The organism is Novosphingobium rhizosphaerae, from assembly GCF_050920675.1.
Taxonomy (GTDB): Bacteria; Pseudomonadota; Alphaproteobacteria; order Sphingomonadales; family Sphingomonadaceae; genus Novosphingobium; species Novosphingobium rhizosphaerae.
This window is the reverse complement of the sequence record NZ_CP137861.1, coordinates 47,404-68,763: the sequence shown is the minus strand read 5'-3', so window position 1 is coordinate 68,763 and position 21,360 is coordinate 47,404. Positions and strand designations below refer to the sequence as shown.

Here is a 21,360-nt window from a genome sequence, read left to right as displayed (position 1 = left end):
AGGCATATCAAGCGCCGCAAGGAACCAGTAATGCCCATCGACCTGTCCAAGATCACCGCCATCGACGTGCACGTGCACGCCGAAGTTTCGTGCCACGATCCCGAAGACCCGGTGATGGGCAAGTTCTTCGATGCCGCCTCCAGCTATTTCAAGGCCCCGCGCGAGCGGCCCAAGATGCCCGAGATCGCGCAGATCTATCGCGAGCAGAACATCGCGTTCTGCCTGTTCACGGTGGACTGCGAGAGCGGCATCGGGGCCAAGCGCGTGTCGAACTATGAAATCGCCGAATTCGCTGCGCAAAACGACGATGTCTGCATACCCTTCGCCTCGATCGATCCGCACAAGGGCAAGTATGGCGCCCGCGAGGCGCGCGACCTGATCGAGAACCACGGCGTCAAGGGTTTCAAGTTCCACCACATCTGCCAGAACATCCACCCGGCGGAGCAGGTCGGCTATGCCATCTATGAAGTGATCAACCACTACAAGCTGCCGGCCATCTTCCACACCGGGCATTCGGGCATGGGCACCGGCATGCGCGGCGGCGGGGGCATCCGCCTGAAGTATGGCCAGCCCATGCTGGTCGACGATGTGGCGGTGGACTTCCCCGACATGAAGATCATCCTGGCGCACCCGTCTTGGCCGTGGGTGGATGAAAGCCTGTCGATGGCGCTGCACAAGGACAATGTGTTCATCGATCTTTCGGGGTGGAGTCCCAAGTATTTCCAGCCGCAGATCATCCAGTACGCCAATACGCAGTTGCGCAAGAAGATGCTGTTCGGCAGCGATTTTCCGCTGATCCGGCCGGACAAGTGGCTGGATGCCGCGCGGCAGGTGGGCTTCCGCGACGACGTGCTGCCCGGGATCATGAAGGACAACGCGGTCAAGCTGCTGGGCCTGGCGTGATCGCCGATCCGCCTTCTGACCCGGCAGACATTCGCGCCTGGCAGCGGCTGGGCGCGGATGTGACGACCTCGGGCCGGCTGGAGCCGCGCGATGTGGCGCGGCTGGCGGCGCTGGGCGTGGGCCATGTGATCAACCTGGCGCTCGAAACCCATCCCGAAGCCCTGGCCGACGAAGGCGCGCGGCTGGCAGCGGCGGGCATTGCCTATACCCATATACCGGTGCCGTTCGATGCGCCCGCCAACGCACATTTCGCCGCGTTTTGCCAGGCACTGGAGCAGGGGCCGCGCCCGGTGCACGTGCATTGCATCATGAACTGGCGCGTGGCCGCGTTCTTCTACCGCTGGCACCGCGATGTGGCCGGGATGGCCGAACCGCAGGCCCGCGCGCTGATGGCGCAGCAATGGACGCCCGAAGGCTCAGACCGGCCCGAGGCGCAAGTCTGGTCCGATTTCATCGCCGGGAAGGGCGCCTGATGGATTTTGCCGGCCGCCACGTGGTGATCACCGGGGCTTCCACCGGCATCGGCCGCGCCACGGCCGATGTGGTGGTGGCGGGCGGCGGTACCGTCACGCTGATCGCGCGGCGTGCCGGCCTGCTGGAACAAGCGGCGGCTGAATTGGGCTCGCGCGCCGGCTGGGCGGCGGCGGACGTGGCCGACAAGGCGCAACTGCTGGCCGCGCTTGATGATGCGGTGGCCGCACGCGGGCCGATCGATGGCCTGTTCTGCAACGCCGGGATCGGCGGTACGTTCGCAGCGGTGGAAGACTATGCCGACGCAGCGTTCGATGTGGTCCTGGCGGTCAACCTCAAGTCCGCGTTCCATGCCATCGCGCATGTCGCCCCGGCCATGAAGGCGCGGCGGCGCGGCGCGATCCTGGTCACGGGCAGCCTGGCCAGCGAGCGCGGCATGGCGATGAACGCGGCTTATGTCGCGTCAAAGCATGCGGTGCTCGGCCTGGCGCGCGGGGTGGCGCTGGAACTCGCGCCGTTCGGCGTGCGCTGCAATTGCGTGGTACCCGGCTTCATCGAGACGCCCATGCTCGATGCCCTGCCGCCCGACGCTGCCACGGCGATGGCCGCGCGCGTGCCCCAGGGCCGCACCGGCAGCGCCGCCGAACTGGCGCAGGTCGCCGCGTTCCTGCTGTCGGACGCGGCCTCTCACGTTACCGCCCAAAGCTGGGCAGCCGATGGCGGCCTGCTGGGCACGTTGTCGCTTTGAAGGAGACCGACCATGGCCCTTGTCTATTACCACGCCGAACCGGCGGCCAATTCGCTCAAATCGATGATTCCGCTCAAGGAAAAGGGGCTGGATTTCACCAGCCGCTATGTTGACCTGCACAAGTTCGAACAGCACCAGCCCTGGTTCGTGGCGATCAATCCCGAAGGCCAGGTGCCCGTGCTCGATCACGATGGCACGATCATCACCCATACCACGGTGATCAACGAATACCTTGAAGATGCCTTTCCCGATGCCCAGCCCACCGATGCACCGCTGCGCCCGCGCGATCCGGTGGGCGCAGCGCGCATGCGCTATTGGAACAAGTTCGTGGACGAGCATGTGATGAACCATGTCTCGATGCACGGCTGGCATCGCATGGTCGGTATCATCGCCTGCAACATCGAGAACGGCGACTTCGAAAAACTGCTGGAAAACATTCCCCTGCCCGACCAGCGCAAGAAATGGGCCACGGCCCGCTCTGGCTTTTCGGACAGCGACCTGGCCAATGCGATGGACAAGATCACCTATGCCGTGGACAAAGTGGAGCGCCAGCTGGGCGAGACGGAATGGCTGGCTGGCGACAGCTATACCCTTGCCGATATCAACTTTTATGCCCATTGCGGCATGATGGTGGAGCGCATGTTCCCCGAACTGGAGATTGCCGCACGCGCGCCGCGCCTGGTGGCCTGGCGCGACCGCATGACCGCGCGGCCCGCCGTGGCGGCCGCGCTTGCCGGCGAGGACCGCACGGCGCCGGGCCTGCGCACCTGGACCGGGCACGCGCGATAACGGAGGATTGCAGGGAATGGCGGGTTTCGTTCTGATCCATGGGTCTTGGCACGGGGGCTGGTGCTTTGACAAAGTGGCCGCGATCCTGACGGCGCGCGGCCATACCGTGGTGGCGCCCACTTTGCCCGGCATGGGCGGCACCGCCGAAGAGATGGCCGCCGTCACGCTGGAAAGCTGGGGGGATTTTGCTGCGCAGCACTGCCGCGATCTCAAGCAGAAGCTGGGCGGCGCGCCGGTGGTGCTGGTCGGGCACAGCCGGGGTGGCCTGGTGGTCAGCACAGCGGCAGAACGCCATCCCGATGCGATGGACAGCCTGGTCTATATCTGTGCGATGATGCTGCCGGCGGGGCTTTCCCGCGCCGAATTCAAGGAAATCGTCGGCCCCAATGCGCCGTTCGAGGCGATCATCAAGCCGCTGCACGGCAGCATTGCCACGGTGATCGATCCGGTTGACGATGCCGGTGCGGTGTTTGCGCAGCTTTCCCCGCCCGAAGACGTGGCTGCCGTGCTGCCGCGCCTGCTGGCCGAACCGAGCGAGCCGCGCCGCCAGAAGATCGTGGTCACGCCCGAACGCTGGGGCAGCAAGCCGCGCGTCTATGTGGAATGCACCCAGGACCGCACGATCCCTATCGACAGCCAGCGCAGGATGATCGCCATGTCACCCGGCGCGCAGGTGATCACGCTGGAGGCCGACCACAGCCCCTACCTGTCCGTGCCAGAAGCCCTGGCCGACGCGCTGGAAACCGCGATCTGATCCGCCCCACGGGGAAGGATCAGTCTGCGAAGAAGTTCAATTCCAGCAGCACGTTGTTGGGATCGGCCACGAAAATCTGGCGCAGGCCGATCGCCGCAACGAAATTGTGCCTGGCATCCAGGCCCATGTCCGCAATCCGCTGGTTCACGATGGCGTGTCCCGAACAGTTGAGCGCCACATGGTGGATCGCCCCCGTCACCGTGCCCGGCGTCACCGGCCGATCATAGGTGCGCGGGCAATCGGTGCTGTTGATGTGCAGCACCGCGCGGCCGCCCTTGTCGTAAAGCCACTGCGCGTTTTGCGGGGTCAGCGGGGGCGGGGCGTCGCGCTGCTCAAGGCCCAGCAGCGCGACATAGAACGCGCAGGTTTCCCCCAGTCGGTCGGTGATGATGTTCACGTGATCGAGGGCATTGACCTGCATGGCGTTTCCTTTCCCGTCAGCTCTTGAATACGACCGTCTTGTTGCCGTTGAGCAGCGCGCGGTCTTCCAGGTGCAGGCGCACCGCTTCGGCCAGCACGCGGCGTTCGATATCGCGGCCCTTGCGCACCAAGTCGTCGGGACGGTCGGCATGAGTCACGGTTTCCACATCCTGATGGATGATCGGCCCTTCGTCGAGGTCTGCCGTCACATAATGCCCGGTGGCGCCGATCATCTTGACCCCGCGCGCGTGCGCCTGGTGATAGGGCTTGGCCCCCTTGAAGCTGGGCAGGAACGAGTGGTGAATGTTGATGCAACGGCCCGACAGGAACTTGGCGAGATCGTCTGACAGGATCTGCATGTAGCGCGCCAGCACCACCAGTTCGGCGCCGGATTCGGTGACGATGCGCTTCACTTCCGCTTCCTGCTGCGGCTTGGTGTCCTTGGTGATCGGCAGGTGGTAATAGGGAATGTCGCCGATCAACGAGATCGACAGTGCTTCCTTGGGATGGTTGCCCAGAATCGCCACCACGTCCATCGGCAGTTCGCCGATGCGTGCGCGGTAGAGCAGGTCGCCCAGGCAGTGGTCGAACTTGCTGACCATCAGCACCACGCGGCGCTTTTGTGCGGTGTCGCGCAGGTTCCACGCCATGCCATATTGCTGCGCCACCGGTTCAAGCGCAGCGCGCAGCATTTCTGCGGTCTTTTCGCCTGGATCGAACACCACACGCATGAAAAAGCGGCCAGATTCCTGATCGTCGAACTGTTGCGCCTCCAGCACGTTGGCGCCCTGTTCGTAGAGCGTGCCCGATACGCGGGCGACGATTCCAGGCACGTCGGTGCAGGAAATGGTGAGAATCAGCGGTGCGGCCATGATCAGTGTCTCTCCCGTCGTTGTCTCGCGCCGGCCTGTCGATTTTGCCATTGCGAATCTGATTTGATATTGTATGTGTTGCATACAAATTTCAACCAAGCATTTTTAGTCGGGAGAAGATTGCATGGCCGCGACCAACCTTGACCAGCTGCTGCAGCAAAACGGCGATATCGTCGGCATGCTGCGCAACTCGCAGCTGGGTGCCTATGTCTATCCGGTGGTGGCACCGGAATTTTCCAACTGGCGTTCCGAACAGTGGGCCTGGCAGCACTCTGCCGTGCTGTTTGACCAGTCGCACCACATGGTGAACCTCTACATCCGGGGCAAAGACGCGCTCAAGCTGCTGTCCGACACGATGATCAACAGCCCCAAGGGCTGGGCGGTCAACAAGGCCAAGCAGTATGTGCCCACCACGCCTTATGGCCACGTGATCGGTGACGGCATCATCTTCTGGGAAGAAGAAGAAAGCTTCACGTACGTTGGCCGCGCGCCAGCTTCGAACTGGCTGCGCTACCATGGCGCCACCGGCGGCTATGACGTGGAGATCGAGCTGGACGACCGTTCGCCGATGCGCCCGATGGGCAAGCCGGTCAGCCGCAAGGAATGGCGCTTCCAGATCCAGGGCCCCAACGCCTGGGCCGTGATCGAAAAGCTGCACGGCGGCCCGCTGGAACAGCTCAAGTTCTTCAACATGAGCACCATGAACATCGCCGGCAAGACCGTGCGCACGCTGCGCCACGGCATGTCGGGCGCGCCGGGCCTGGAAATCTGGGGCCCCTATGCCGAGCAGGAAGAAATCCGCGCCGCCATTCTGGAAGCCGGCAAGGAATTCGGCCTGATCGCTTGCGGCAGCCGCGCTTACCCGTCCAACACGCTGGAATCGGGCTGGATCCCCTCGCCGCTGCCGGCGATCTACACCGGCGAAAAGCTCAAGGGCTTCCGCGAATGGCTGGGTGCCGACAGCTATGAAGCGACCGGCTCGATCGGCGGTTCGTTCGTTTCGGACAACATCGAGGACTATTACCTCAACCCCTGGGAACTGGGCTATGGCTCGTTCGTGAAGTTCGACCACGAATTCCACGGCCGCGAAGCGCTCGAGGCGCTCAACCCCGCCGAGCAGCGCAAGAAGGTGACGCTGGCGTGGCACCCCGAAGACATGGCCAAGATCACGGCCTCGCTGTTCAACCCCGATGGGGAGCAGTACAAGTTCTTCGACGTGCCGCTCGCCAACTATGCCTCGTCGAACTATGACCGCGTGGTCGATGCCGGCGGCAAGACCGTGGGTCTCTCGATGTTCACCGGCTATTCCTACAACGAAAAGCAGGCGCTTTCGCTCGCCACGATCGATCCGGAAATCCCGGTCGGCACCGAACTGCGCGTGGTGTGGGGCGAAGAAAACGGCGGGACCAAGAAGACCACCGTGGAACCGCACAAGCAGCTGGAAGTGCGCGCGATCGTTTCGCCCGTGCCCTATAGCCGCGTGGCCCGCGAAGCCTACGCCGAAGGCTGGCGCACCGGTCGTTGAGGCCCAGTCGCCATTGCACCCATACCGGCCTGCGAACGGCACTGTTTCGCGCTTCCGGTGCTCACGTACCTAAAGTACGCTGCGCTCCGGGTCGCGAAACAGCACCATTCTCGGCTCGGTCTGGCCACAATGGCGACCGGACCTCGTGACAGCTCTCTCCCCGCCCGGCGGGGAGGGGCGCTACCCCAAGCATAACAACACGAATGGGCGAGGGATCAGAGGATGGCATACGCACAGATTCATCCCAATTGGGACAAGGAACCAGCCGGCATCACCGACGGCTATTCGCTGGAAATGACCGCGAAGGACATCGAGTCCTTGCGCGAAGCCGCCCCCCTGATCCCGCCCGAAACACCCGTGGCCGTCACGTTCCTGCCCGGCGAGGAAGCCGAGGCCCGCATTGCCGCCACCATTGCCGTGCGCGAGCTGGGTTTCGAGCCGATGCCGCACTTTTCGGCGCGGCGGATCATCGACGTGCCCGAATTCGAGGCTTACCTTCAGGCCGTGGTGGAGCGGGCCGGCGTGCGCCGCTGCTTCATCGTGGCGGGCGATCCGCCCGAGCCGCAGGGCCCGTTCTTCGATAGCTCTGCCCTGATCGCCACCGGCGCGTTCGAGCGCGCGGGGATTACCGCGATCGGCATTGGCGGCCACCCCGATGGCCACCCCAACATGAGCGAAGCGGAATGCTGGGCCGTGCTGGACAAGAAAGTGGCGGAAATCACCGCGCGCGGCATGGCCCCGCTGATCGTCACCCAGTTCGGTTTCGATGCGGATTCGTTCCTCGTCTGGCTGGAAAAGCTGCGCGCGCGCGGCATCGATGCGCCGGTGCGGATCGGCGTGCCTGGCCCGGCCGGGATCAAGCGCCTGCTCTCGTTCGCCGCGCGCTGCGGCGTGGGCGCTTCGGCCAGCGTGATGAAGAAGTACGGCATTTCGCTGGGCAACCTGATCGGCAGCGCGGGGCCCGACAAGCTGGTCGATGCCTTTGCCCGTGGCCTGGGGCCGCAGCATGGCCGCGTGCGGCTGCATTTCTATCCGTTCGGCGGGCTGAAAAAGACCGTGGAATGGATCGAGGACTATCGCCGTCGCCATCCTGCCTGAAGGAGCCTGACATGGCTGATTACGTCCTGGTCCATGGCGCCTGGTGCGGCGCCTGGTGCTTCGAACAACTGGCGGGCGAATTGCGCGCTGCCGGCCATCGCGTGGTGGCGGTCGATCTGCCCGGCCTGGGCGCCGATGCGGCGCACTTGCACCCCGGCATTACCCTGAGCGACCATATCGCCCATGTGGAAGCTGAAGTGGCGCGTGCCGGGTTCGATCGCTTCGTGCTGGTCGGGCACAGCTATGGCGGCATGGTGATCACCGGCCTTGCCGCGCGGCTGGGCTCGCGGATCGACACGCTGGTCTATGTCGATGCGTTCCTGCCCGGTGATGGCCAGTCCTTGTGGGACCTGACCGGCGATTGGGAACACGCGCACTATATCGACGGGCAGAAGCACACGCCCGGCGCGATTGCGCCACTCCCCGGCTTTGCCGATCCGCGCCTCACGCCGCATCCCTTGCTGACGCTGGTGGAGGCTGTGCGCCTGACGGGCGAGGAAGCCCAGGTGCCGCGCCGCATCTATATCTTCGCCACCGGCTGGCAGCCCACGCCCTTTGCCCGCTTTGCCCAGGCGGTGCGCCAGGACCCCGCGTGGGAATACCACGAGGTGGGCGGCCGCCATTTCGTGATGGCCGACGCGCCTGACGACTTGCGCACGATCGTGCTGGGCGCCGCAGCGGGCTGAGCGGCCAGCGCCGCGCTCAAAGCTCGGCGAGTTCGTCCTGCGCGGCATCGAGCGCGGCCGCGATGGTATCGACCAACCGGTCGATTTCCGCATGGGTGATCACCAGCGGCGGGCTCATCACGATGGTGTCGCGCACCGCGCGCACCATCAGTCCGCGCGCGATGCAATGGTCGCGCACGATCGGGGCGGCCTGGCCGCCTTTCCCATGCCGACGGTTCGTGCCCTTTTCCGCCACGATCTCTACCGCGCCGATCAGGCCGAGCGAGCGCGCCTCGCCCACCAGCGGGTGCGGGGCAAGGCGTTCTGCCAGGGCCGCGGCCAGATAGGGCCCGGTGTCGCGTGCGGTGCGGCCGACCAGGTCTTCGCGCTCGATGATGTCCAGGTTGCGCAGCGCCACGGCCGCGCAGACCGGATGGCCGGAATAAGTATAGCCGTGGGTGAACTCCTCGCCCGAGGCGCGCAGCGTTTCCACGATTTCGCGGCTGACCCCGGTGGCCGAGATCGGCAGGTAGCCCGATGACAGGCCCTTGGCCATCGAGACGATATCGGGGGTAAAGCCAAAGTGCTGGAAGCCGAACCAGGCGCCCAGGCGGCCAAAGCCGCAGATCACTTCATCGGACACCAGCAGGATGCCGTACTTGCGGCAGATCGCCTCCACCTTGTGCCAATAAGTGGGCGGGGGAATGATCACGCCGCCCGCGCCCTGCACCGGCTCGCCGATGAAGGCGGCGACGTTTTCAGGGCCGATGGCCAGGATGCGTTCCTCGATCGCGGCGGCGGCGCGGGAGGCAAAGCTTTCCGGGTCTTCGCCAAAGCCTTCACCGAAGGCATAGGGCTGCATCACGTGCTCCACGCCGGGGATCGGCATGCCGCCCTGCACATGCATGAAATCCATGCCGCCCAGGCTGGCCGAGGCCACGGTGGAGCCGTGATAGGCGTTACGCCGGCTGATGAACACGGTGCGCTTGGGCTGCCCCTTGAGCGCCCAATAGGTGCGCACCAGGCGGAACACGGTATCGTTGGATTCCGAGCCGCTATTGTTGAAGAACACGTGCTGCAGTTCGCCACCCAGCAGGCCGGCCAGGCGCGCGGCCAGTTCGATCGGGGGCGGTGTGGCGGTGCGGAAGAAGGTGTTGTAGAACGGCAGTTCCAGCATCTGCGCGCGCGCCACGTCGGCCAGTTCATCGCGGCCATAGCCCACGTTCACGCACCATAGCCCGGCCATGCCATCGAGCAGGGAATGCCCTTCGCCATCGGTGATCGTGCAGCCCTGTGCATGGGTGATCACGCGGCTGCCGCCCAATTGCTGTTGCAGGGCATAGCTCGATTGGGCAGGCAGGTGGTGGGCCACGTCAAGCTGGCGCAAGGTGGCGATATCGTGGTTGCGAACGATGGTCATGACGTGATCCCGAATTTGTCCCACCCGTGTATTCTAAGATCACAGATACGGTTGCCCTTTGGGCTCGTCAAACGAAAACCCTTGGCGCGGCCGCGCAAAAGGTTCATCACGGGTGCAAACGGCTGGGCCTGATCCAAGATCACGGTTTCGCAGACAGGCCCCAGCGGCATGAAGAACCGCCATCACGAAGACAGGTTGATTTGGAAAAGACAGGCATGAAGATCGGCGCCACCACGGCAAAGGGCCAGGCAAAGGCGGCAACGGGCAAGGCAGCCGCGAGCAAGCCTGCAACGCCCAAGGGCGTGGCCAAGGCGCCTGTGGCCCGCGTAGCGCGCGCGACCAAGGCGGCCGGTGCCAAAGCCGCGGCGGCCAAGGCGGACGAGGGCGAAGTGACCTCCTCGCTGCGCGAGCAGGTCTATGAAGACCTGCGCTATCGCCTGATCACCGGCAAGATCGCGCCGGGCGTGGGCATTTCCACGCGCGGCCTGGCCCAGCAGATGGGCGTGAGCCAGATGCCGGTGCGCGATGCGCTCAGCCGCATCGCGGCCGAAGGGGCGGTGGACATCCGATCCAAGCGCGCGGTGATGGTGCCCAAGATGACGTTGGAGCGCTTTGACGAGATCATGCGCTTGCGCACCTTGCTCGAACCCGTCGCCGCCGTGGCCGCCCTGCCGCACATCGATGCTGAGCGCCTGCGCGATATTCGCGCCGCCGACGAGGCGACCGACGCGGCGCTGGGCGAAGGCGACGTGAACGCCTACATGGAATCGAACTTCCGCTTCCACTCGCTGATCTATGGCGCGGCGCCGATGCCGCTGGCCAACCGCATGATCGAAAGCCTGTGGATGCAGTTCGGCCCGTTCATGCGCGTGGTCTATGGCCGCTATGGCACCGCCGCCATGGTCGATCACCACCAGGCGGCGGCCAAGGCCATCGCCAAGGGCGATGCGCAGGGGCTGCACGATGCCATCGCCGGCGATATCGGCGATTGCGCAGACCTGATGCAGGACTGGGACCGGCTGAACCTCTGATGGCTCGCAAACACGCCAAGCGCGGCGGCTGGGCAGATGAACCCGAGGCCGAGGAAGAAGCGCCGCCGCCCGTCCCCTGCTGGCTCTGCGGCCGGCCCACCGGCAGCACAATCGTGTGGCACCACCCCGTGCCCAAGAGCCGCGGCGGCCGCGACGTGGTGCCGATGCACGGCATCTGCCAGCAAACCCTGACCGCCAACTTCACCAACTCCGAACTGCAACGCGCGGGGCTGGATGTCGGCGTGCTGCTGGCCCACCCGCCGATCCGCAAGTTCGTGGACTGGGTGGCGAACAAGGACCCGGACTTTACCGCGAGTGTGACCAAGAAGGGGCGGTGAGGGGGTAGGACGCCGTTTTTATTATTCTCGTTTCGGACCAAGTGGCCGTTTTAAAGGCTTTTGCTCTTTTTTGTTTCTGATTATGTCTACCGCTTGGGGGTGCGTGCTCGCGCCTTGGACGGGGGCATCATGATTCATTGTACTGATCTTGGCGTAAAGCGCCATGGACGGCGCTTTGCGGCGGCCATTCTCGTTTCCTTGATGGCCCCGGCAATTTTGCCGCAGGCAGCCCATGCGCAAATGCCGCCATTGCAGCCGGCACCGCCGGCAGACAAGTTTGCCGCGCTCGACGCCGCAGACCGCGAGGCGGAGGCGAAAGCCGTTTGGCAGGAGATCGGCCGCGTTGCGCAAGTGGGGCCGCGCCAGATCGCCTTGCTCGACCAGGGTACGCTCAACCTCCCCGCAGGGCAGGTTTTCGTTCCGGCGTCCACGGCCAATCGCTTGATGGCTGTGCTGGGCAATCGCACGCTGGATTCGCGATTTGGCCTCATTCTTCCCGCCAATGGGAAGGACAACTGGATCATCGATATCGTCTGGGCCAAGGAAGGCTATGTCAAGGACGGCGATGCCAAGGAATGGGAGCCGGACGCCCTGCTGGAGAGCCTGAAGGCGGGCACCGAGGAAGACAACAAGGGCCGGCAGGCGCGCGGCATGCCTGCTCTGGACATCACCGGGTGGGTGCAGCAGCCGGTCTACGATGGCGCTCGTCACCAACTGGTCTGGTCCATTGCCGCGCATGATCGCGGCACGTCCGATGGGCGACCAGAGACGATCAACTACAACACCTATGCCCTTGGCCGGGAAGGCTTCTTTACGCTCAATCTCCTGACCGATTCGACCGCTGTGGCGGCGGACAAGAGCGCGGTTCAGGCCGATCTGGCCGGGTTGTCGTTCAACCCCGGAAAGCGCTACGAGGACTTTGACTCGTCGACCGACAAGGTTGCCGCCTTTGGCCTGGCCGGCCTGATCGGTGCCGTCGCGATCAAGAAGATGGGTCTGCTCGCGGTCATCGGGGTCTTCCTGCTCAAGATCTGGAAGTTGGTGATCTTTGTCGTGTTGGGCGGGTGGGCCGCATTGCGCCGCCGCCTCGCGCGCCTGTTCGGCCGGAAGGAGGCCGAGGACCCGTTTGCCGAATATGTGACGACAGAGCCGGATCCCTCCGAGCCTGCCGCACCGGAAGGTGCCGTCGCGCCTGATCCTGAGCCGGCCGTTGTGCTGACCAAGTCGCCGGAAGAGGCAAGGCCTGTGGCATGATCAAGTTGCTGGCGCTTGTTTTCGGCGTCTTCAAGCTGGGCAAACTGGGCGGCACCGCGATCACCATGATCGTGTCGCTGGGATTGTATGCGCTGGCGTTCGGCTGGCGCTATGCTGCGGGCTTCATCGGCCTCATCTTTGTCCATGAAATGGGCCATTATCTGGCGGCGCGCTACAAGGGTTTGGCGGTGGGTGCCCCCACGTTCATCCCATTTGTCGGCGCGTGGATCGAACTGAAAGAGCAGCCGATGAATGCCCAGGTAGAGGCATTCGTCGGGCTGGCGGGGCCTTTTCTGGGGACTGTCGGAGCGGCGGTTTGCTATTTCCTGGCGCGCGAGAACGGCAGCCCGGTTTTGATGGCGGTGGCCTACTCGGGATTTTTCCTGAACTTTTTCAATCTCATTCCGCTATCGCCACTGGATGGCGGACGCATTACCGGGATTTTGGGGCCAAGGGTCTGGTTCGTAGGGGTGCCGATCATGCTGGGCATGCTGTTCTATCATCCCAGCCCGCTCTTGGTGATGATCGCGATCATGGCCGTTCCTGCGCTCAAAAAGGCCTGGCACTTCGATCCCGAAGACCCGGAGAACCAAGCCTATTACGGCATTCCGGCCGAAACGAAGTTTGAATATGCGGCGCTCTATCTCGGCTTGCTGGCCTATGTTGCGGTAATGACCAGCATGGTGCATGAGGAGCTGGGCGGCTTGCCCTGAACGAACGGGGTGCAGGGGCGACATGCCCCTGTGTTTTCTTTTTTTTCTTCAAGCCTTTTGCCAGGCTTCGCACCACCCCCAACCCCCTCCTCTGAAGAGGAGGGGGCTTTTGGCAGCCTCCCGCCTCACCCCAGCAATTCGCCCACCGCGCGCCAGGCTTGGTCGATGGCGCTGTCGGTGTAGGCGGCGCGGCCGCTGTCGGAGTTGGCGATGGTGATCGCGCCGAAGCGTTGGCGGGCGATTTTGTGGGGGGCTTGTGGGTCGTCGTCCTGGTGCTTGTCCCACAGGGCGTTGAATTCGGGGGCATAGCCGTGGGGCCAGCGGTTCACCGTGATGGCCGCGATATCCTTGTCCGCGTCAAAGCCATAGGGGCCCATGGCGCGGGTGAGCAGGTCGCGGATGCGGGTTTCGAACAGGGCGAGATCGGTGCCGAGCAGTTCCATGCGGCCCGCGCGGCTCTGGTCGTGTTCGGGCAGGCCGGGCTGGTGGGGAATGCCGGTCAGGTGCAGCAGGATGGGATCGTCGGGCGATTTCGGCCCGGCATAGCCGCCCAGGGCCACGGCGTGATCGAGATTGGCGCTTTGGAACCAGGCCTGGGGAAACTGGATGCCGCTGATCCCGGCCTTGGCAAAGGCGCGCCAGTTGTCGAGCGCGACGCTGACATAGACGAGCGGTTCCTTGACCAGTTCGTGCAGCGCTTCCTTCTGCGCCGCCGGCATGCTGGGCACGAGGTAGGGGATGATCATGTTGTAGCAGGCCATGACCACGTGGCGCGCGGCCACCTTGTGCACTTTGCCGGCGTGGGAATAGACCACGTCGGCCCCGGCCTGGGCGCGGTTCACGGCGTGGACGGCCATGCTGGAAAGGCGCAGACGCACGGCGTTTTCGGGGCGGTCGAGCGCGGCATAGTTGGCCGGGGCGAGGATGGATTGTTCCACGGTGAGGCCCGGCGCCATGAAGCCGGGGATCAGGTCGGCCACCAGGCGGCGGGCGATCGTGGCGTTGCCATCGGGGAAGTGGAAATCATAGCTGCCGCCGGTGCTGGCAAAGCCGCGCGGGGTATAGCCCATGCGCATGGTGCCGCCCGGTTCCAGCTTCAGGCCCTTGAAACCGGGGAAGAATCCCGTGCCCCAGGCATCGAGCGCGCAGATGCCATCGGCGCCCACGCACCACCAGCCGAGCGGGCGGTTCTGGTAGAACAGCATGGCTTCTTCGGACAGGCCGCCGTGCTTGATCAGGTAATCGCGATAGCTGATGGTGGAAAGGTAATCCTTGCGCTCGGCCATCGGCATGGCGCCGAGCGGATCGGTCTCGCCCGATTCCAGCGCGGCGATCTGCGCGCGGGCGGCGGGGGAAAGCGGCGCCTTGGCCAGCGCTTCGCCCAGCGGGGCATCGTCGGGCAGGGGGATCAGCGCATCGGCGCCAAAGCTTTCCTTGTCGAAGAACACCGCGCGGCCCAGCTTCACGCCGGCCAGCATGCCTTCGTCGGCCTCTGCCCCGCCATAGGCCTTGGCCAGCGCGGGCACGTCGATCCCCAAGCGCTTGAGCAGGCCATCGGCCACCTTGCTGTAGGGCGTGGGGCTTTCGATGCCGGCGGTGCCGCCGTTCATCAGCAGGGTGTGGCCGCGCACTTTGAATTCGTTGCGCTTGGCATGGCCGCCGAAATCGTCGTGGTTTTCCAGGATCAGGATCTTGGCGGCCGGGTTGCGATCACGGTAGAACAGCGCAGCGGAAAGCCCGCTGATGCCACCGCCCACCACCACCAGGTCATAGCTTTCGTGCGCCGGGCCGGCCAATGCCTGGCCCACCGCTTGGCCATCGCGCAGGGCGTGCGCCACTTCGAATGAGCCGGGGTGCGATCCGCGCATGCCGGTGCGCAGCGGCGGGTAATAACCGCCTGGTTCCCCCGGATGCGCGGGCAAGGGGGCGGCGAGCGCGGCCTCGGCCTTGGGCAGGGTGGCAACGGCGGGGGCGGCCATGGCGGTGGCGGCCGTGGCCGAACCGGTTTTCACGAATGTGCGGCGCGTCAGCCTTCCGCCGGGATTGCCTTCGGATGCCATTTTGATCACCTATGATGAAAGGCTTTACCTGCATCCTGTGATCACATATCGTGCGCAAAAGCAATGCCCGATATCGAACCGGGCCAACCATGAGGGCACCCATGCAAGCAACCCCTTCAAGGCGCGGATTTTTGGCCGGCCTTGGCACGGCTGCGGTCGGCATCACCTTTTCGGGGCTGGCGGGATGCAAGAAGCATCCTTCGCAGATGGTCAATTTCTACAACTGGGATACCTACGTCGGCAAGAACACGCTGTCGGGCTTTGAAAAGGCCAGCGGCATCGGCGTGAACATGAGCCTCTATTCCAACAACGACGAGCTGTTTGCCAAGCTGCGCGGCGGCAATCCCGGCTATGACGTGGTGGTGCCGGCCAACGATTTCGTGCAGCGCATGGCCAAGGCCAACATGCTCATGCCGCTCGACCACGCCAAGATTCCCAACATGAAGAACATCCTGCCGCGGTTCCAGGATGCGCCGTTCGATCCCGGCCGCAAGTATGCCATGCCCTATACCTGGCTGGTGCTGGGCATCGGCTATCGCAAGTCCAAGATCCAGGGCGTGCCCGACAGCTGGAAATGGGTGCTGGATTCGCCGCAGTACAAGGGCCGCATCGCCGTGCTGTCCGACGCGGCGGATCTGTGCCGGCTGACCGAGATCTACCTGGGCGCCGACATGAACACGTTCGACAAGGGTGCCCTGGCCAAAGTGCAGGACCTGCTGATCCGCCAGAAGGGCAACATCGCCACGTTCCATGACGACAACGGGCAGGACCTGCTGCTGTCGGGCGATTGCGACATCGTGATCGAATACAACGGCGACATTGCCCAGGTGATGCGCGAGGACAAGGACCTCGCTTTCGTGGTGCCCAAGGAAGGCAGCATCCTGCAATCCGACCAGCTGTGCATTCCCACCGGCGCGCCCAATCCCGATGCCGCGCACGCGTTCATCAACTACCTGCTGAGCGCGGAGGCGGGCGCCGACATTTCGCGCACCATCCGCTATCCCACGCCCAATGGCGCCGCGCTGGCGCAGATGGACGCCGAATATCGCGACAATCCGGCGATCTTCCCGCCCGAAGCGGCGCTGGCCAAGTGCCAATACGCCAACTACCTGGGCGAGGATGCCTATCGCGCGTTCCAGGACGTGATCACCCGCGTGCGCGCGGCTTGATTGGATCAGGGCGCCCCCTCCTCTGAAGAAGAGGGGGCTTTAAGTATCTTATTCAACCGGCTTTTCCGGGTCATAAACCACGTAGAACTTCTGGTATCCCTTGGAATCCCAGGTGCCGAGCCAGCCCTTGGGGATGGAGACCGAATCCCCGGCCTTCACCTCCAGCACGGTGCCATCGGCCGAAGTGAGCGTGACGCCGCCCGAGAGGAACACCATGAATTCGTTCACCGGATAGCCTTCGCCGGTGAAGCTGTCGTGGTTGGGGCCGGCCACGGCATAGGCGCCACTCATGAACTTCTTGTCGGCCGAATGCAGCTGCGGCAGGTCTGACACGGCCACGCCGCCTTCGCTGCTGTGGTGCGCGGCGCTGCCGGCGAGGGCCGCAGCCACCGCGCTGCTGGCGAGCTTGGCCGGCTTGGCGATGCTGGCAGCGCCAGTATCGGCCAGGGCGGCAGGGATGGGCAGGGCAAGGCCCAGGCACAGCGCCAGGGCAAGTTTGGGGATCGGGCGCATCGGACGGTCTCCTGTGGCAAGATACTGCGATCTCAATCGCGGGTGCCGGCGCCGCCGTCAACTGCCCAGGTGGCCGCAGCCGGTGCGATCTGACGACGTTCGGTGCATCTGGTGCACCGTTTCATTCGTGCTATGATGCGATCGCACAACCGACGACATGCAGGCATATGGGGGCATCGTGCCAAACGAAACTGCTTCGGGCGATTTCCTGTCGGGCAAGGCCATTCCGCCCTTTGCCGCCCTGCGCGCGTTCGAAGTGGTGGGCCGCGTGGGCGGGGTGCGGCGTGCCGCGGCGCTGCTGCGGCTGGACCATACGGTGGTGAGCCGGCACCTCAAGGCGTTGGAGGAATGGCTGGGCGTGATGCTGGTGGATCGCCAGGGCGGGCGGCTGACGCTGACCGAGGCGGGGCAGGCCTATCACGCGCGGGTTTCGGCCGCGATGCTCGATGTGGTTTCCGCCACGCGCGAGATCATGGCCCAGGGGCAGATCCACGACTTGCGCCTGTGGTGCGTGCCCGGTTTTGCCACGCAATGGCTTTCCGCCCAGATCGCCGCGTTCGAACAGAACGGGCCGGGTTTCCAGGTGGAACTGCGTCCCACCGATCGCCCGGCCAACCTGATCCAGTTCGAAGCGGACGTGGACATCCGCTTTTACGGCGACGAATGGCTGCCGCAGCCGGGCGGGCCGGGGTTGCACACGCTGGTGCTGGCGCGGCCGCCGCTGCTGGTGGTGGCCAGCCCGGCACTGGCCGCCAGCCTTTCCGGCATTTCCGGGGTGGCAGACCTGTTGGCGGCGCCGCTGCTGCATGAAGAGCACCACGAGCAGTGGCGATTCTGGCTGCGCGGCAATGGCTTGGATGTGGGGCAGCAGGCCTTGCCCGGTGCGCTCTTGTGGCATGCCCATCTTGCGCTGGCGGCGGCACGCGCCGGGCGTGGGCTGGCGCTGGCCAACCGCTACCTGGTGGCCGAAGACCTCGCCAGCGGGGCCTTGGTGGAATTGGCGGTGCCCGGTGCCACGGCGGTGGCGATCGGGTCTTATTGCATGGTGACGCGTGCCGATCGGGCCAACAATCCGGCGATCGCGCAACTGCGCCGGTTCCTGCGCGAACGGGTGGAATAAGGCTGTGGTGCATGGTCTGCACCATGCCAGGCCGCTTTTCCCCCTCCCGCCGCAGGCCGCGCTTTATCAAAGCATGACTTGAAAACAATTCACGGCATTGCCCCAGGCAGCCGACCATGCAGGAGCGTTTCATGGCCAGCCAGACCCAGCCTTTTGCCTCGCTCGATCCGGCCAGCATGGACGGCGTGGACCTTGACCACTTCTGGATGCCGTTCACCAACAACCGGTTCTTCAAGCAGAACCCGCGCCTGTTCGTGGCGTCCAAAGACATGCACTATACCACGGCCGATGGGCGCCAGGTGTTGGACGCCACAGCCGGCCTGTGGTGCGTGAACGCCGGGCATGGCCGCGCCGCGATCACGGCGGCGATTGCCGAAGCGGCCGCCACGCTCGATTTCGCGCCGACCTTCCAGCTGGGGCACCCGCTGCCGTTTCGCCTGGCCAGCGAAGTGGCGCGGATCATGCCGGCGGGAATGGACCGGGTGTTCTTCACCAATTCCGGTTCGGAAAGCGCCGATACCGCGCTGAAAATGGCGCTGGCCTATCATCACGCGCGCGGTGATCACACGCGGTTCCGCCTGATCGGGCGGCAGCGCGGCTATCACGGCACCAATTTCGGCGGGCTTTCGGTGGGCGGCATTGGCGGCAACCGGCGCCGTTTCGTCAGCCAGGTGTGGGGGGTGGATCACTTGAGCCACACCCATGGCCAGGCGGTGCGGTTCTGTCGCGGGATGCAGCCGGGCAATGGCGGCTTGGCGGAGGAACTGGAAGAACTGGTGGCGCTGCACGGCCCCGAAACGATTGCCGCCGTGATCGTGGAGCCGGTGGCCGGCTCCACCGGGGTGCTGGTGCCGCCGCAGGGCTATCTCCAGGCGCTGCGCGAGATCACGCGCAAGCATGGCATCCTGCTGATCTTCGATGAAGTGATCACCGGCTTTGGCCGCCTGGGCGCGGCCACGGCGGCCGAATATTTCGGCGTGACGCCCGATATCATCACCACGGCCAAGGGGCTGACCAACGGCACCGTGCCGATGGGCGCCGTGATCGCCAGCCGCGAAGTGCACGACACCGTGGTGAACGGCAGCCCGGAAGGCATCGAGTTCTACCACGGCTATACTTATTCCGGCCATCCCGTGGCGGCGGCGGCGGGCCTGGCCACCTTGCAGCTCTATCGGCAGGAAGGGCTGTTCGAGAACGCTGCGGCGCTCTCTGCGCAGTGGGAAGCGGCGGCGCACAGCCTGGCGGATTGCCCCCACGTGATCGACATTCGCAATCTGGGCCTGGTGGCCGGGATCGAGCTGGCCCCGCGCGCGGGGGCGCCGGGCGCACGGGCGATGGAAGCCTTCCACCGCGCGTTCGATGCCGGCCTGCTGATCCGCGTGACGGGAGACATCATTGCGCTCTCGCCGCCGCTGATGATCACGGCCCCGCAGATCGACACGATCTTTGCCATGCTGCGCGAGATCCTGACCGACCTGGCCTGAACCCGTGGCACGCGACCGCCTTCCCCCGCTCAAGGCCCTGGAAGGGTTCGAGGCGGCCGCGCGGCTCGGCAGCTTTGCCGCCGCCGCGCAGGAACTGGGGCTGACCCAATCGGCGATCAGCCACCAGGTGCGCAACCTGGAAGAGGCGCTGGGCCATGCCTTGTTCCGCCGGGTCTATCGTCAGGTGGTGCTGACCGACGCGGGCCGCGATTTCCACCGCACGGTGCGCGACATGCTCAAGGTGCTGCGCGGCGGGGTGAGCCGGCTGGCGCCCTATCGCAAGGCCAATTCGGTGATCGTCTATGCCGATGCGGGCTTTGCCGGCTGCTGGTTGCAGCCCCGGCTGGGGCGGTTGATGGCCGATCTGCCGGGCATGGACCTGTGGCTCGACAGCCGGGGCCTGGCCGTGGATTTCGACACGGCCGAGCTGGACATCTTCCTGACCGACGCGCCCGATGGCGGGGACACCGGCTTGCCCGAGGAAGTGCTGCTGCGCCTGGACCACGCCGTCTATGCCGCGCCGGTGCTGGCGCAGGCGGGCGCGGCATTCCTCGATGGCGGGCCTCCGGTGCCGCTGCTGCACGATGAAGGCCCGGTGGATTGGGCGGGCTGGTTTGCGCATTTCGGGCTGGCGATGCCTGGCGGCGATGCCTTGATCGCCGGGCCGACGTTTACCGCTGTGCCCGGCCTGCTCGGCGCCGCAGCCGACGGATTGGGCCTGGCCCTGGCCGCGCAGGCCTATGCCGCGCCCTGGGTGGCGCGGGGCGAACTGGTGCCCGTGAGTGACCGCGTGTGGCCGGGGGCGGCGCAACTGACCATGGTGGTGCGAGCCAAGGGGCGGGGCGATGTGCATGTCCATGCCCTGGCCGACTGGCTGCGCGCGGAAGCGATCATAGAGCGAACCGTTGCGTGGGACCCCGGGTCAAGCCCGGGGTGACGAAATAACAAATAGTCTAATTACTTACCGTCACCCCGGACTTGATCCGGGGTCCCGCTTTTTTATATGGGCACCCCTCGCACATCTCCATCTGCCCAAGCGCGCTATGCCAGCCAGTCGGGCGGTGAGGCCGCCACCGCTTCGGTCAGCCACATGCGGAAGCGGGCGATGGGTTGGGCGTCCCACATGTCGGCGCGGGCGGTGAAGTAATAGGCGCCCGGCGCGCAAGCGGCGAAGGTGGGATTGCCCGCGCCCAGTTCCACCAGGCGGCCGCTTTGCAGGTGTTCGGCTGCCAGGAAGCCGTTGGTGATCGCCACGCCCTGGCCATCGGCGGCGGCGGCCAGGGTCATGTGGGCCTGCCACAGCCGGGCCGAGACCGGCGGCTGCGCGTGCCCCAGGCCCTGCGCGGCAAACCAGGCGCGCCATTCGGCGTCGGAATCCTCGTGCAGCAGGGGCAGGGCGAGCAGGTCTTGCGGCGTGGATACGGCTGCGTCTTTCAGCCAGGGTGCATCGGCGCGGGCCACGGGAAACAGGCGGGGGCGCACCACGGCCTGGCGCATCAGGCTGCGCGGCGTGGCCAAGCCCGGCGCATCGTCGAGATACCAGCGAATATCGCCATGCGCCTCGCGCCGGGACAGATCGGGCGGGCTGTCGCTGGGCCGCAAGTCCAGCGCCATGCCGGGGTGGCGGCGGCCGAAACCGGGCAGCTTGGGCGTGAGCCACAAGTAGGCGAGGCCGGCCACCGACCACACGTCGAGCCGCCCGCCATGCTGCCCCCGCGCCTGGCTGGTGGCGGTGCACAATTGATCGAACGCGGGGCCGATCAGCGCGTGATAGCTTTCTCCTGCCGGGGTCAATCCGCCGTGCTGGCGATCCACCAGCATCACGCCCAACCAGTCTTCCAGGGCACGCAAGTGGCGGCTGACGATGGCGTGGCTTACCCCCAGCGCGGTAGCCGTGCGGCGCACCCCGCCGTGGCGGCCGAACGCCTCGAACGCGCGCAAGGCGGCAAAGGGGGGCAAGTGGGGGCGGTCTGGCATGGTTGTGGTAACTCTTGGTCACCACATGGGTAGCAT

22 protein-coding genes are annotated in these 21,360 nt (G+C 65.4%); 16 read left to right on the top strand and 6 right to left on the bottom strand.

Going from position 1 to position 21,360, the window contains the following annotated elements:
* Nucleotides 1-30 precede the first annotated feature (30 nt).
* From R9J51_RS00345 to R9J51_RS00325, 5 genes are read left to right on the top strand one after another with little or no spacing between them, the layout of a single operon-like run.
* Nucleotides 31-903 carry an amidohydrolase family protein gene (locus tag R9J51_RS00345; protein WP_210425665.1) on the top strand — a complete coding sequence of 291 codons (873 nt, stop codon included), beginning with the start codon at nucleotides 31-33 and terminating at the stop codon, nucleotides 901-903.
* Nucleotides 900-1,376 carry a beta-lactamase hydrolase domain-containing protein gene (locus R9J51_RS00340; RefSeq protein WP_349237522.1) on the top strand — a complete coding sequence of 159 codons (477 nt, stop codon included), beginning with the start codon at nucleotides 900-902 and terminating at the stop codon, nucleotides 1,374-1,376. Before R9J51_RS00345 ends, R9J51_RS00340 begins: the two co-directional genes overlap by 4 nt.
* Complete coding sequence (locus R9J51_RS00335) at nucleotides 1,376-2,122, top strand: SDR family oxidoreductase (protein ID WP_179505539.1); 747 nt, start codon at nucleotides 1,376-1,378, stop codon at nucleotides 2,120-2,122. Before R9J51_RS00340 ends, R9J51_RS00335 begins: the two co-directional genes overlap by 1 nt.
* Nucleotides 2,123-2,134: 12 nt before the next feature.
* Nucleotides 2,135-2,911, top strand: a complete 777-nt coding sequence (locus tag R9J51_RS00330) for a glutathione S-transferase family protein (protein WP_179505538.1) — start codon at nucleotides 2,135-2,137, stop codon at nucleotides 2,909-2,911.
* A 16-nt stretch (nucleotides 2,912-2,927) separates the two neighbouring features.
* Nucleotides 2,928-3,665, top strand: coding sequence for an alpha/beta fold hydrolase (locus R9J51_RS00325; protein WP_179505537.1), 738 nt, complete (start codon nucleotides 2,928-2,930; stop codon nucleotides 3,663-3,665).
* A gap of 19 nt (nucleotides 3,666-3,684) precedes the next feature.
* Here the strand turns inward: R9J51_RS00325 and R9J51_RS00320 are convergent, their stop codons facing one another.
* Together R9J51_RS00320 and purU are read right to left on the bottom strand one after the other, a co-directional pair.
* A complete protein-coding gene (locus R9J51_RS00320; protein ID WP_168556480.1) occupies nucleotides 3,685-4,086 on the bottom strand; it encodes a VOC family protein in 402 nt (133 codons plus the stop codon).
* A 16-nt stretch (nucleotides 4,087-4,102) separates the two neighbouring features.
* Entirely contained in the window at nucleotides 4,103-4,957 is an 855-nt protein-coding gene (purU, locus tag R9J51_RS00315; RefSeq protein WP_168556481.1) for a formyltetrahydrofolate deformylase, read from the bottom strand.
* Between the two features lie 124 nt (nucleotides 4,958-5,081).
* Here purU and ligM point away from each other — a divergent pair, with 124 nt between their 5' ends.
* The 3 genes from ligM to R9J51_RS00300 all read left to right on the top strand — a co-directional run bounded on the left by ligM (nucleotide 5,082) and on the right by R9J51_RS00300 (nucleotide 8,266).
* Nucleotides 5,082-6,482, top strand: a complete 1,401-nt coding sequence (gene ligM, locus R9J51_RS00310; protein WP_168556482.1) for a vanillate/3-O-methylgallate O-demethylase — start codon at nucleotides 5,082-5,084, stop codon at nucleotides 6,480-6,482.
* A gap of 222 nt (nucleotides 6,483-6,704) precedes the next feature.
* Complete coding sequence (locus tag R9J51_RS00305; protein ID WP_169476580.1) at nucleotides 6,705-7,580, top strand: methylenetetrahydrofolate reductase; 876 nt, start codon at nucleotides 6,705-6,707, stop codon at nucleotides 7,578-7,580.
* Between the two features lie 11 nt (nucleotides 7,581-7,591).
* A complete protein-coding gene (locus tag R9J51_RS00300) occupies nucleotides 7,592-8,266 on the top strand; it encodes an alpha/beta fold hydrolase (RefSeq protein WP_179505536.1) in 675 nt (224 codons plus the stop codon).
* A 16-nt stretch (nucleotides 8,267-8,282) separates the two neighbouring features.
* Here the strand turns inward: R9J51_RS00300 and R9J51_RS00295 are convergent, their stop codons facing one another.
* On the bottom strand, nucleotides 8,283-9,665 hold the full coding sequence (locus R9J51_RS00295; protein ID WP_179505535.1) for an aminotransferase: 1,383 nt from the start codon (nucleotides 9,663-9,665) through the stop codon (nucleotides 8,283-8,285).
* A gap of 215 nt (nucleotides 9,666-9,880) precedes the next feature.
* On the opposite strand from R9J51_RS00295, the gene R9J51_RS00290 reads away from it, so the two are divergent.
* Genes R9J51_RS00290 through R9J51_RS00275 form a run of 4 tightly spaced genes read left to right on the top strand, consistent with a single transcriptional unit; the run spans nucleotide 9,881 to nucleotide 13,001 of the window.
* Complete coding sequence (locus tag R9J51_RS00290) at nucleotides 9,881-10,696, top strand: GntR family transcriptional regulator (protein ID WP_168556486.1); 816 nt, start codon at nucleotides 9,881-9,883, stop codon at nucleotides 10,694-10,696.
* On the top strand, nucleotides 10,696-11,034 hold the full coding sequence (locus tag R9J51_RS00285) for a hypothetical protein (protein ID WP_179505534.1): 339 nt from the start codon (nucleotides 10,696-10,698) through the stop codon (nucleotides 11,032-11,034). Before R9J51_RS00290 ends, R9J51_RS00285 begins: the two co-directional genes overlap by 1 nt.
* 60 nt (nucleotides 11,035-11,094) lie before the next feature.
* Nucleotides 11,095-12,288 carry a DUF2167 domain-containing protein gene (locus tag R9J51_RS00280; RefSeq protein ID WP_179562310.1) on the top strand — a complete coding sequence of 398 codons (1,194 nt, stop codon included), beginning with the start codon at nucleotides 11,095-11,097 and terminating at the stop codon, nucleotides 12,286-12,288.
* Complete coding sequence (locus R9J51_RS00275) at nucleotides 12,285-13,001, top strand: site-2 protease family protein (RefSeq protein ID WP_168556489.1); 717 nt, start codon at nucleotides 12,285-12,287, stop codon at nucleotides 12,999-13,001. The genes R9J51_RS00280 and R9J51_RS00275 overlap by 4 nt, the downstream gene beginning before the upstream one ends.
* Nucleotides 13,002-13,126: 125 nt before the next feature.
* On the opposite strand, the gene R9J51_RS00270 is transcribed toward R9J51_RS00275, so the two are convergent.
* A complete protein-coding gene (locus R9J51_RS00270; protein WP_179505532.1) occupies nucleotides 13,127-15,061 on the bottom strand; it encodes an NAD(P)-binding protein in 1,935 nt (644 codons plus the stop codon).
* 89 nt (nucleotides 15,062-15,150) lie between these two features.
* Here R9J51_RS00270 and R9J51_RS00265 point away from each other — a divergent pair, with 89 nt between their 5' ends.
* A complete protein-coding gene (locus R9J51_RS00265) occupies nucleotides 15,151-16,230 on the top strand; it encodes an ABC transporter substrate-binding protein (RefSeq protein ID WP_432787737.1) in 1,080 nt (359 codons plus the stop codon).
* 48 nt (nucleotides 16,231-16,278) lie between these two features.
* On the opposite strand, the gene R9J51_RS00260 is transcribed toward R9J51_RS00265, so the two are convergent.
* Nucleotides 16,279-16,743 carry a cupin domain-containing protein gene (locus R9J51_RS00260; protein WP_218843516.1) on the bottom strand — a complete coding sequence of 155 codons (465 nt, stop codon included), beginning with the start codon at nucleotides 16,741-16,743 and terminating at the stop codon, nucleotides 16,279-16,281.
* 178 nt (nucleotides 16,744-16,921) lie between these two features.
* On the opposite strand from R9J51_RS00260, the gene R9J51_RS00255 reads away from it, so the two are divergent.
* From R9J51_RS00255 to R9J51_RS00245, 3 genes are all read left to right on the top strand, one after another.
* A complete protein-coding gene (locus R9J51_RS00255; RefSeq protein WP_248290579.1) occupies nucleotides 16,922-17,863 on the top strand; it encodes a LysR substrate-binding domain-containing protein in 942 nt (313 codons plus the stop codon).
* 131 nt (nucleotides 17,864-17,994) lie between these two features.
* Nucleotides 17,995-19,347, top strand: a complete 1,353-nt coding sequence (locus R9J51_RS00250) for an aspartate aminotransferase family protein (RefSeq protein WP_432787734.1) — start codon at nucleotides 17,995-17,997, stop codon at nucleotides 19,345-19,347.
* 4 nt (nucleotides 19,348-19,351) lie between these two features.
* Nucleotides 19,352-20,284 carry a LysR family transcriptional regulator gene (locus tag R9J51_RS00245; RefSeq protein WP_179505530.1) on the top strand — a complete coding sequence of 311 codons (933 nt, stop codon included), beginning with the start codon at nucleotides 19,352-19,354 and terminating at the stop codon, nucleotides 20,282-20,284.
* A 104-nt stretch (nucleotides 20,285-20,388) separates the two neighbouring features.
* On the opposite strand, the gene R9J51_RS00240 is transcribed toward R9J51_RS00245, so the two are convergent.
* A complete protein-coding gene (locus tag R9J51_RS00240; RefSeq protein WP_179505529.1) occupies nucleotides 20,389-21,324 on the bottom strand; it encodes a LysR substrate-binding domain-containing protein in 936 nt (311 codons plus the stop codon).
* Between the last annotated feature and the right edge of the window lie 36 nt (nucleotides 21,325-21,360).

What these genes read in the sequence shown, in the direction of transcription:
- R9J51_RS00345 (WP_210425665.1), top strand. Translation starts at nt 31, where the DNA reads ATGCCCATCGACCTGTCCAAGATCACCGCCATCGACGTGCACGTGCAC.
- R9J51_RS00335 (WP_179505539.1), top strand. Translation starts at nt 1,376, where the DNA reads ATGGATTTTGCCGGCCGCCACGTGGTGATCACCGGGGCTTCCACCGGC.
- R9J51_RS00330 (WP_179505538.1), top strand. Translation starts at nt 2,135, where the DNA reads ATGGCCCTTGTCTATTACCACGCCGAACCGGCGGCCAATTCGCTCAAA.
- R9J51_RS00325 (WP_179505537.1), top strand. Translation starts at nt 2,928, where the DNA reads ATGGCGGGTTTCGTTCTGATCCATGGGTCTTGGCACGGGGGCTGGTGC.
- R9J51_RS00320 (WP_168556480.1), bottom strand. Translation starts at nt 4,086, where the DNA reads ATGCAGGTCAATGCCCTCGATCACGTGAACATCATCACCGACCGACTG.
- purU (WP_168556481.1), bottom strand. Translation starts at nt 4,957, where the DNA reads ATGGCCGCACCGCTGATTCTCACCATTTCCTGCACCGACGTGCCTGGA.
- ligM (WP_168556482.1), top strand. Translation starts at nt 5,082, where the DNA reads ATGGCCGCGACCAACCTTGACCAGCTGCTGCAGCAAAACGGCGATATC.
- R9J51_RS00305 (WP_169476580.1), top strand. Translation starts at nt 6,705, where the DNA reads ATGGCATACGCACAGATTCATCCCAATTGGGACAAGGAACCAGCCGGC.
- R9J51_RS00300 (WP_179505536.1), top strand. Translation starts at nt 7,592, where the DNA reads ATGGCTGATTACGTCCTGGTCCATGGCGCCTGGTGCGGCGCCTGGTGC.
- R9J51_RS00295 (WP_179505535.1), bottom strand. Translation starts at nt 9,665, where the DNA reads ATGACCATCGTTCGCAACCACGATATCGCCACCTTGCGCCAGCTTGAC.
- R9J51_RS00290 (WP_168556486.1), top strand. Translation starts at nt 9,881, where the DNA reads ATGAAGATCGGCGCCACCACGGCAAAGGGCCAGGCAAAGGCGGCAACG.
- R9J51_RS00285 (WP_179505534.1), top strand. Translation starts at nt 10,696, where the DNA reads ATGGCTCGCAAACACGCCAAGCGCGGCGGCTGGGCAGATGAACCCGAG.
- R9J51_RS00275 (WP_168556489.1), top strand. Translation starts at nt 12,285, where the DNA reads ATGATCAAGTTGCTGGCGCTTGTTTTCGGCGTCTTCAAGCTGGGCAAA.
- R9J51_RS00270 (WP_179505532.1), bottom strand. Translation starts at nt 15,061, where the DNA reads ATGGCATCCGAAGGCAATCCCGGCGGAAGGCTGACGCGCCGCACATTC.
- R9J51_RS00265 (WP_432787737.1), top strand. Translation starts at nt 15,151, where the DNA reads ATGAGGGCACCCATGCAAGCAACCCCTTCAAGGCGCGGATTTTTGGCC.
- R9J51_RS00260 (WP_218843516.1), bottom strand. Translation starts at nt 16,743, where the DNA reads ATGCGCCCGATCCCCAAACTTGCCCTGGCGCTGTGCCTGGGCCTTGCC.
- R9J51_RS00250 (WP_432787734.1), top strand. Translation starts at nt 17,995, where the DNA reads ATGGCCAGCCAGACCCAGCCTTTTGCCTCGCTCGATCCGGCCAGCATG.
- R9J51_RS00240 (WP_179505529.1), bottom strand. Translation starts at nt 21,324, where the DNA reads ATGCCAGACCGCCCCCACTTGCCCCCCTTTGCCGCCTTGCGCGCGTTC.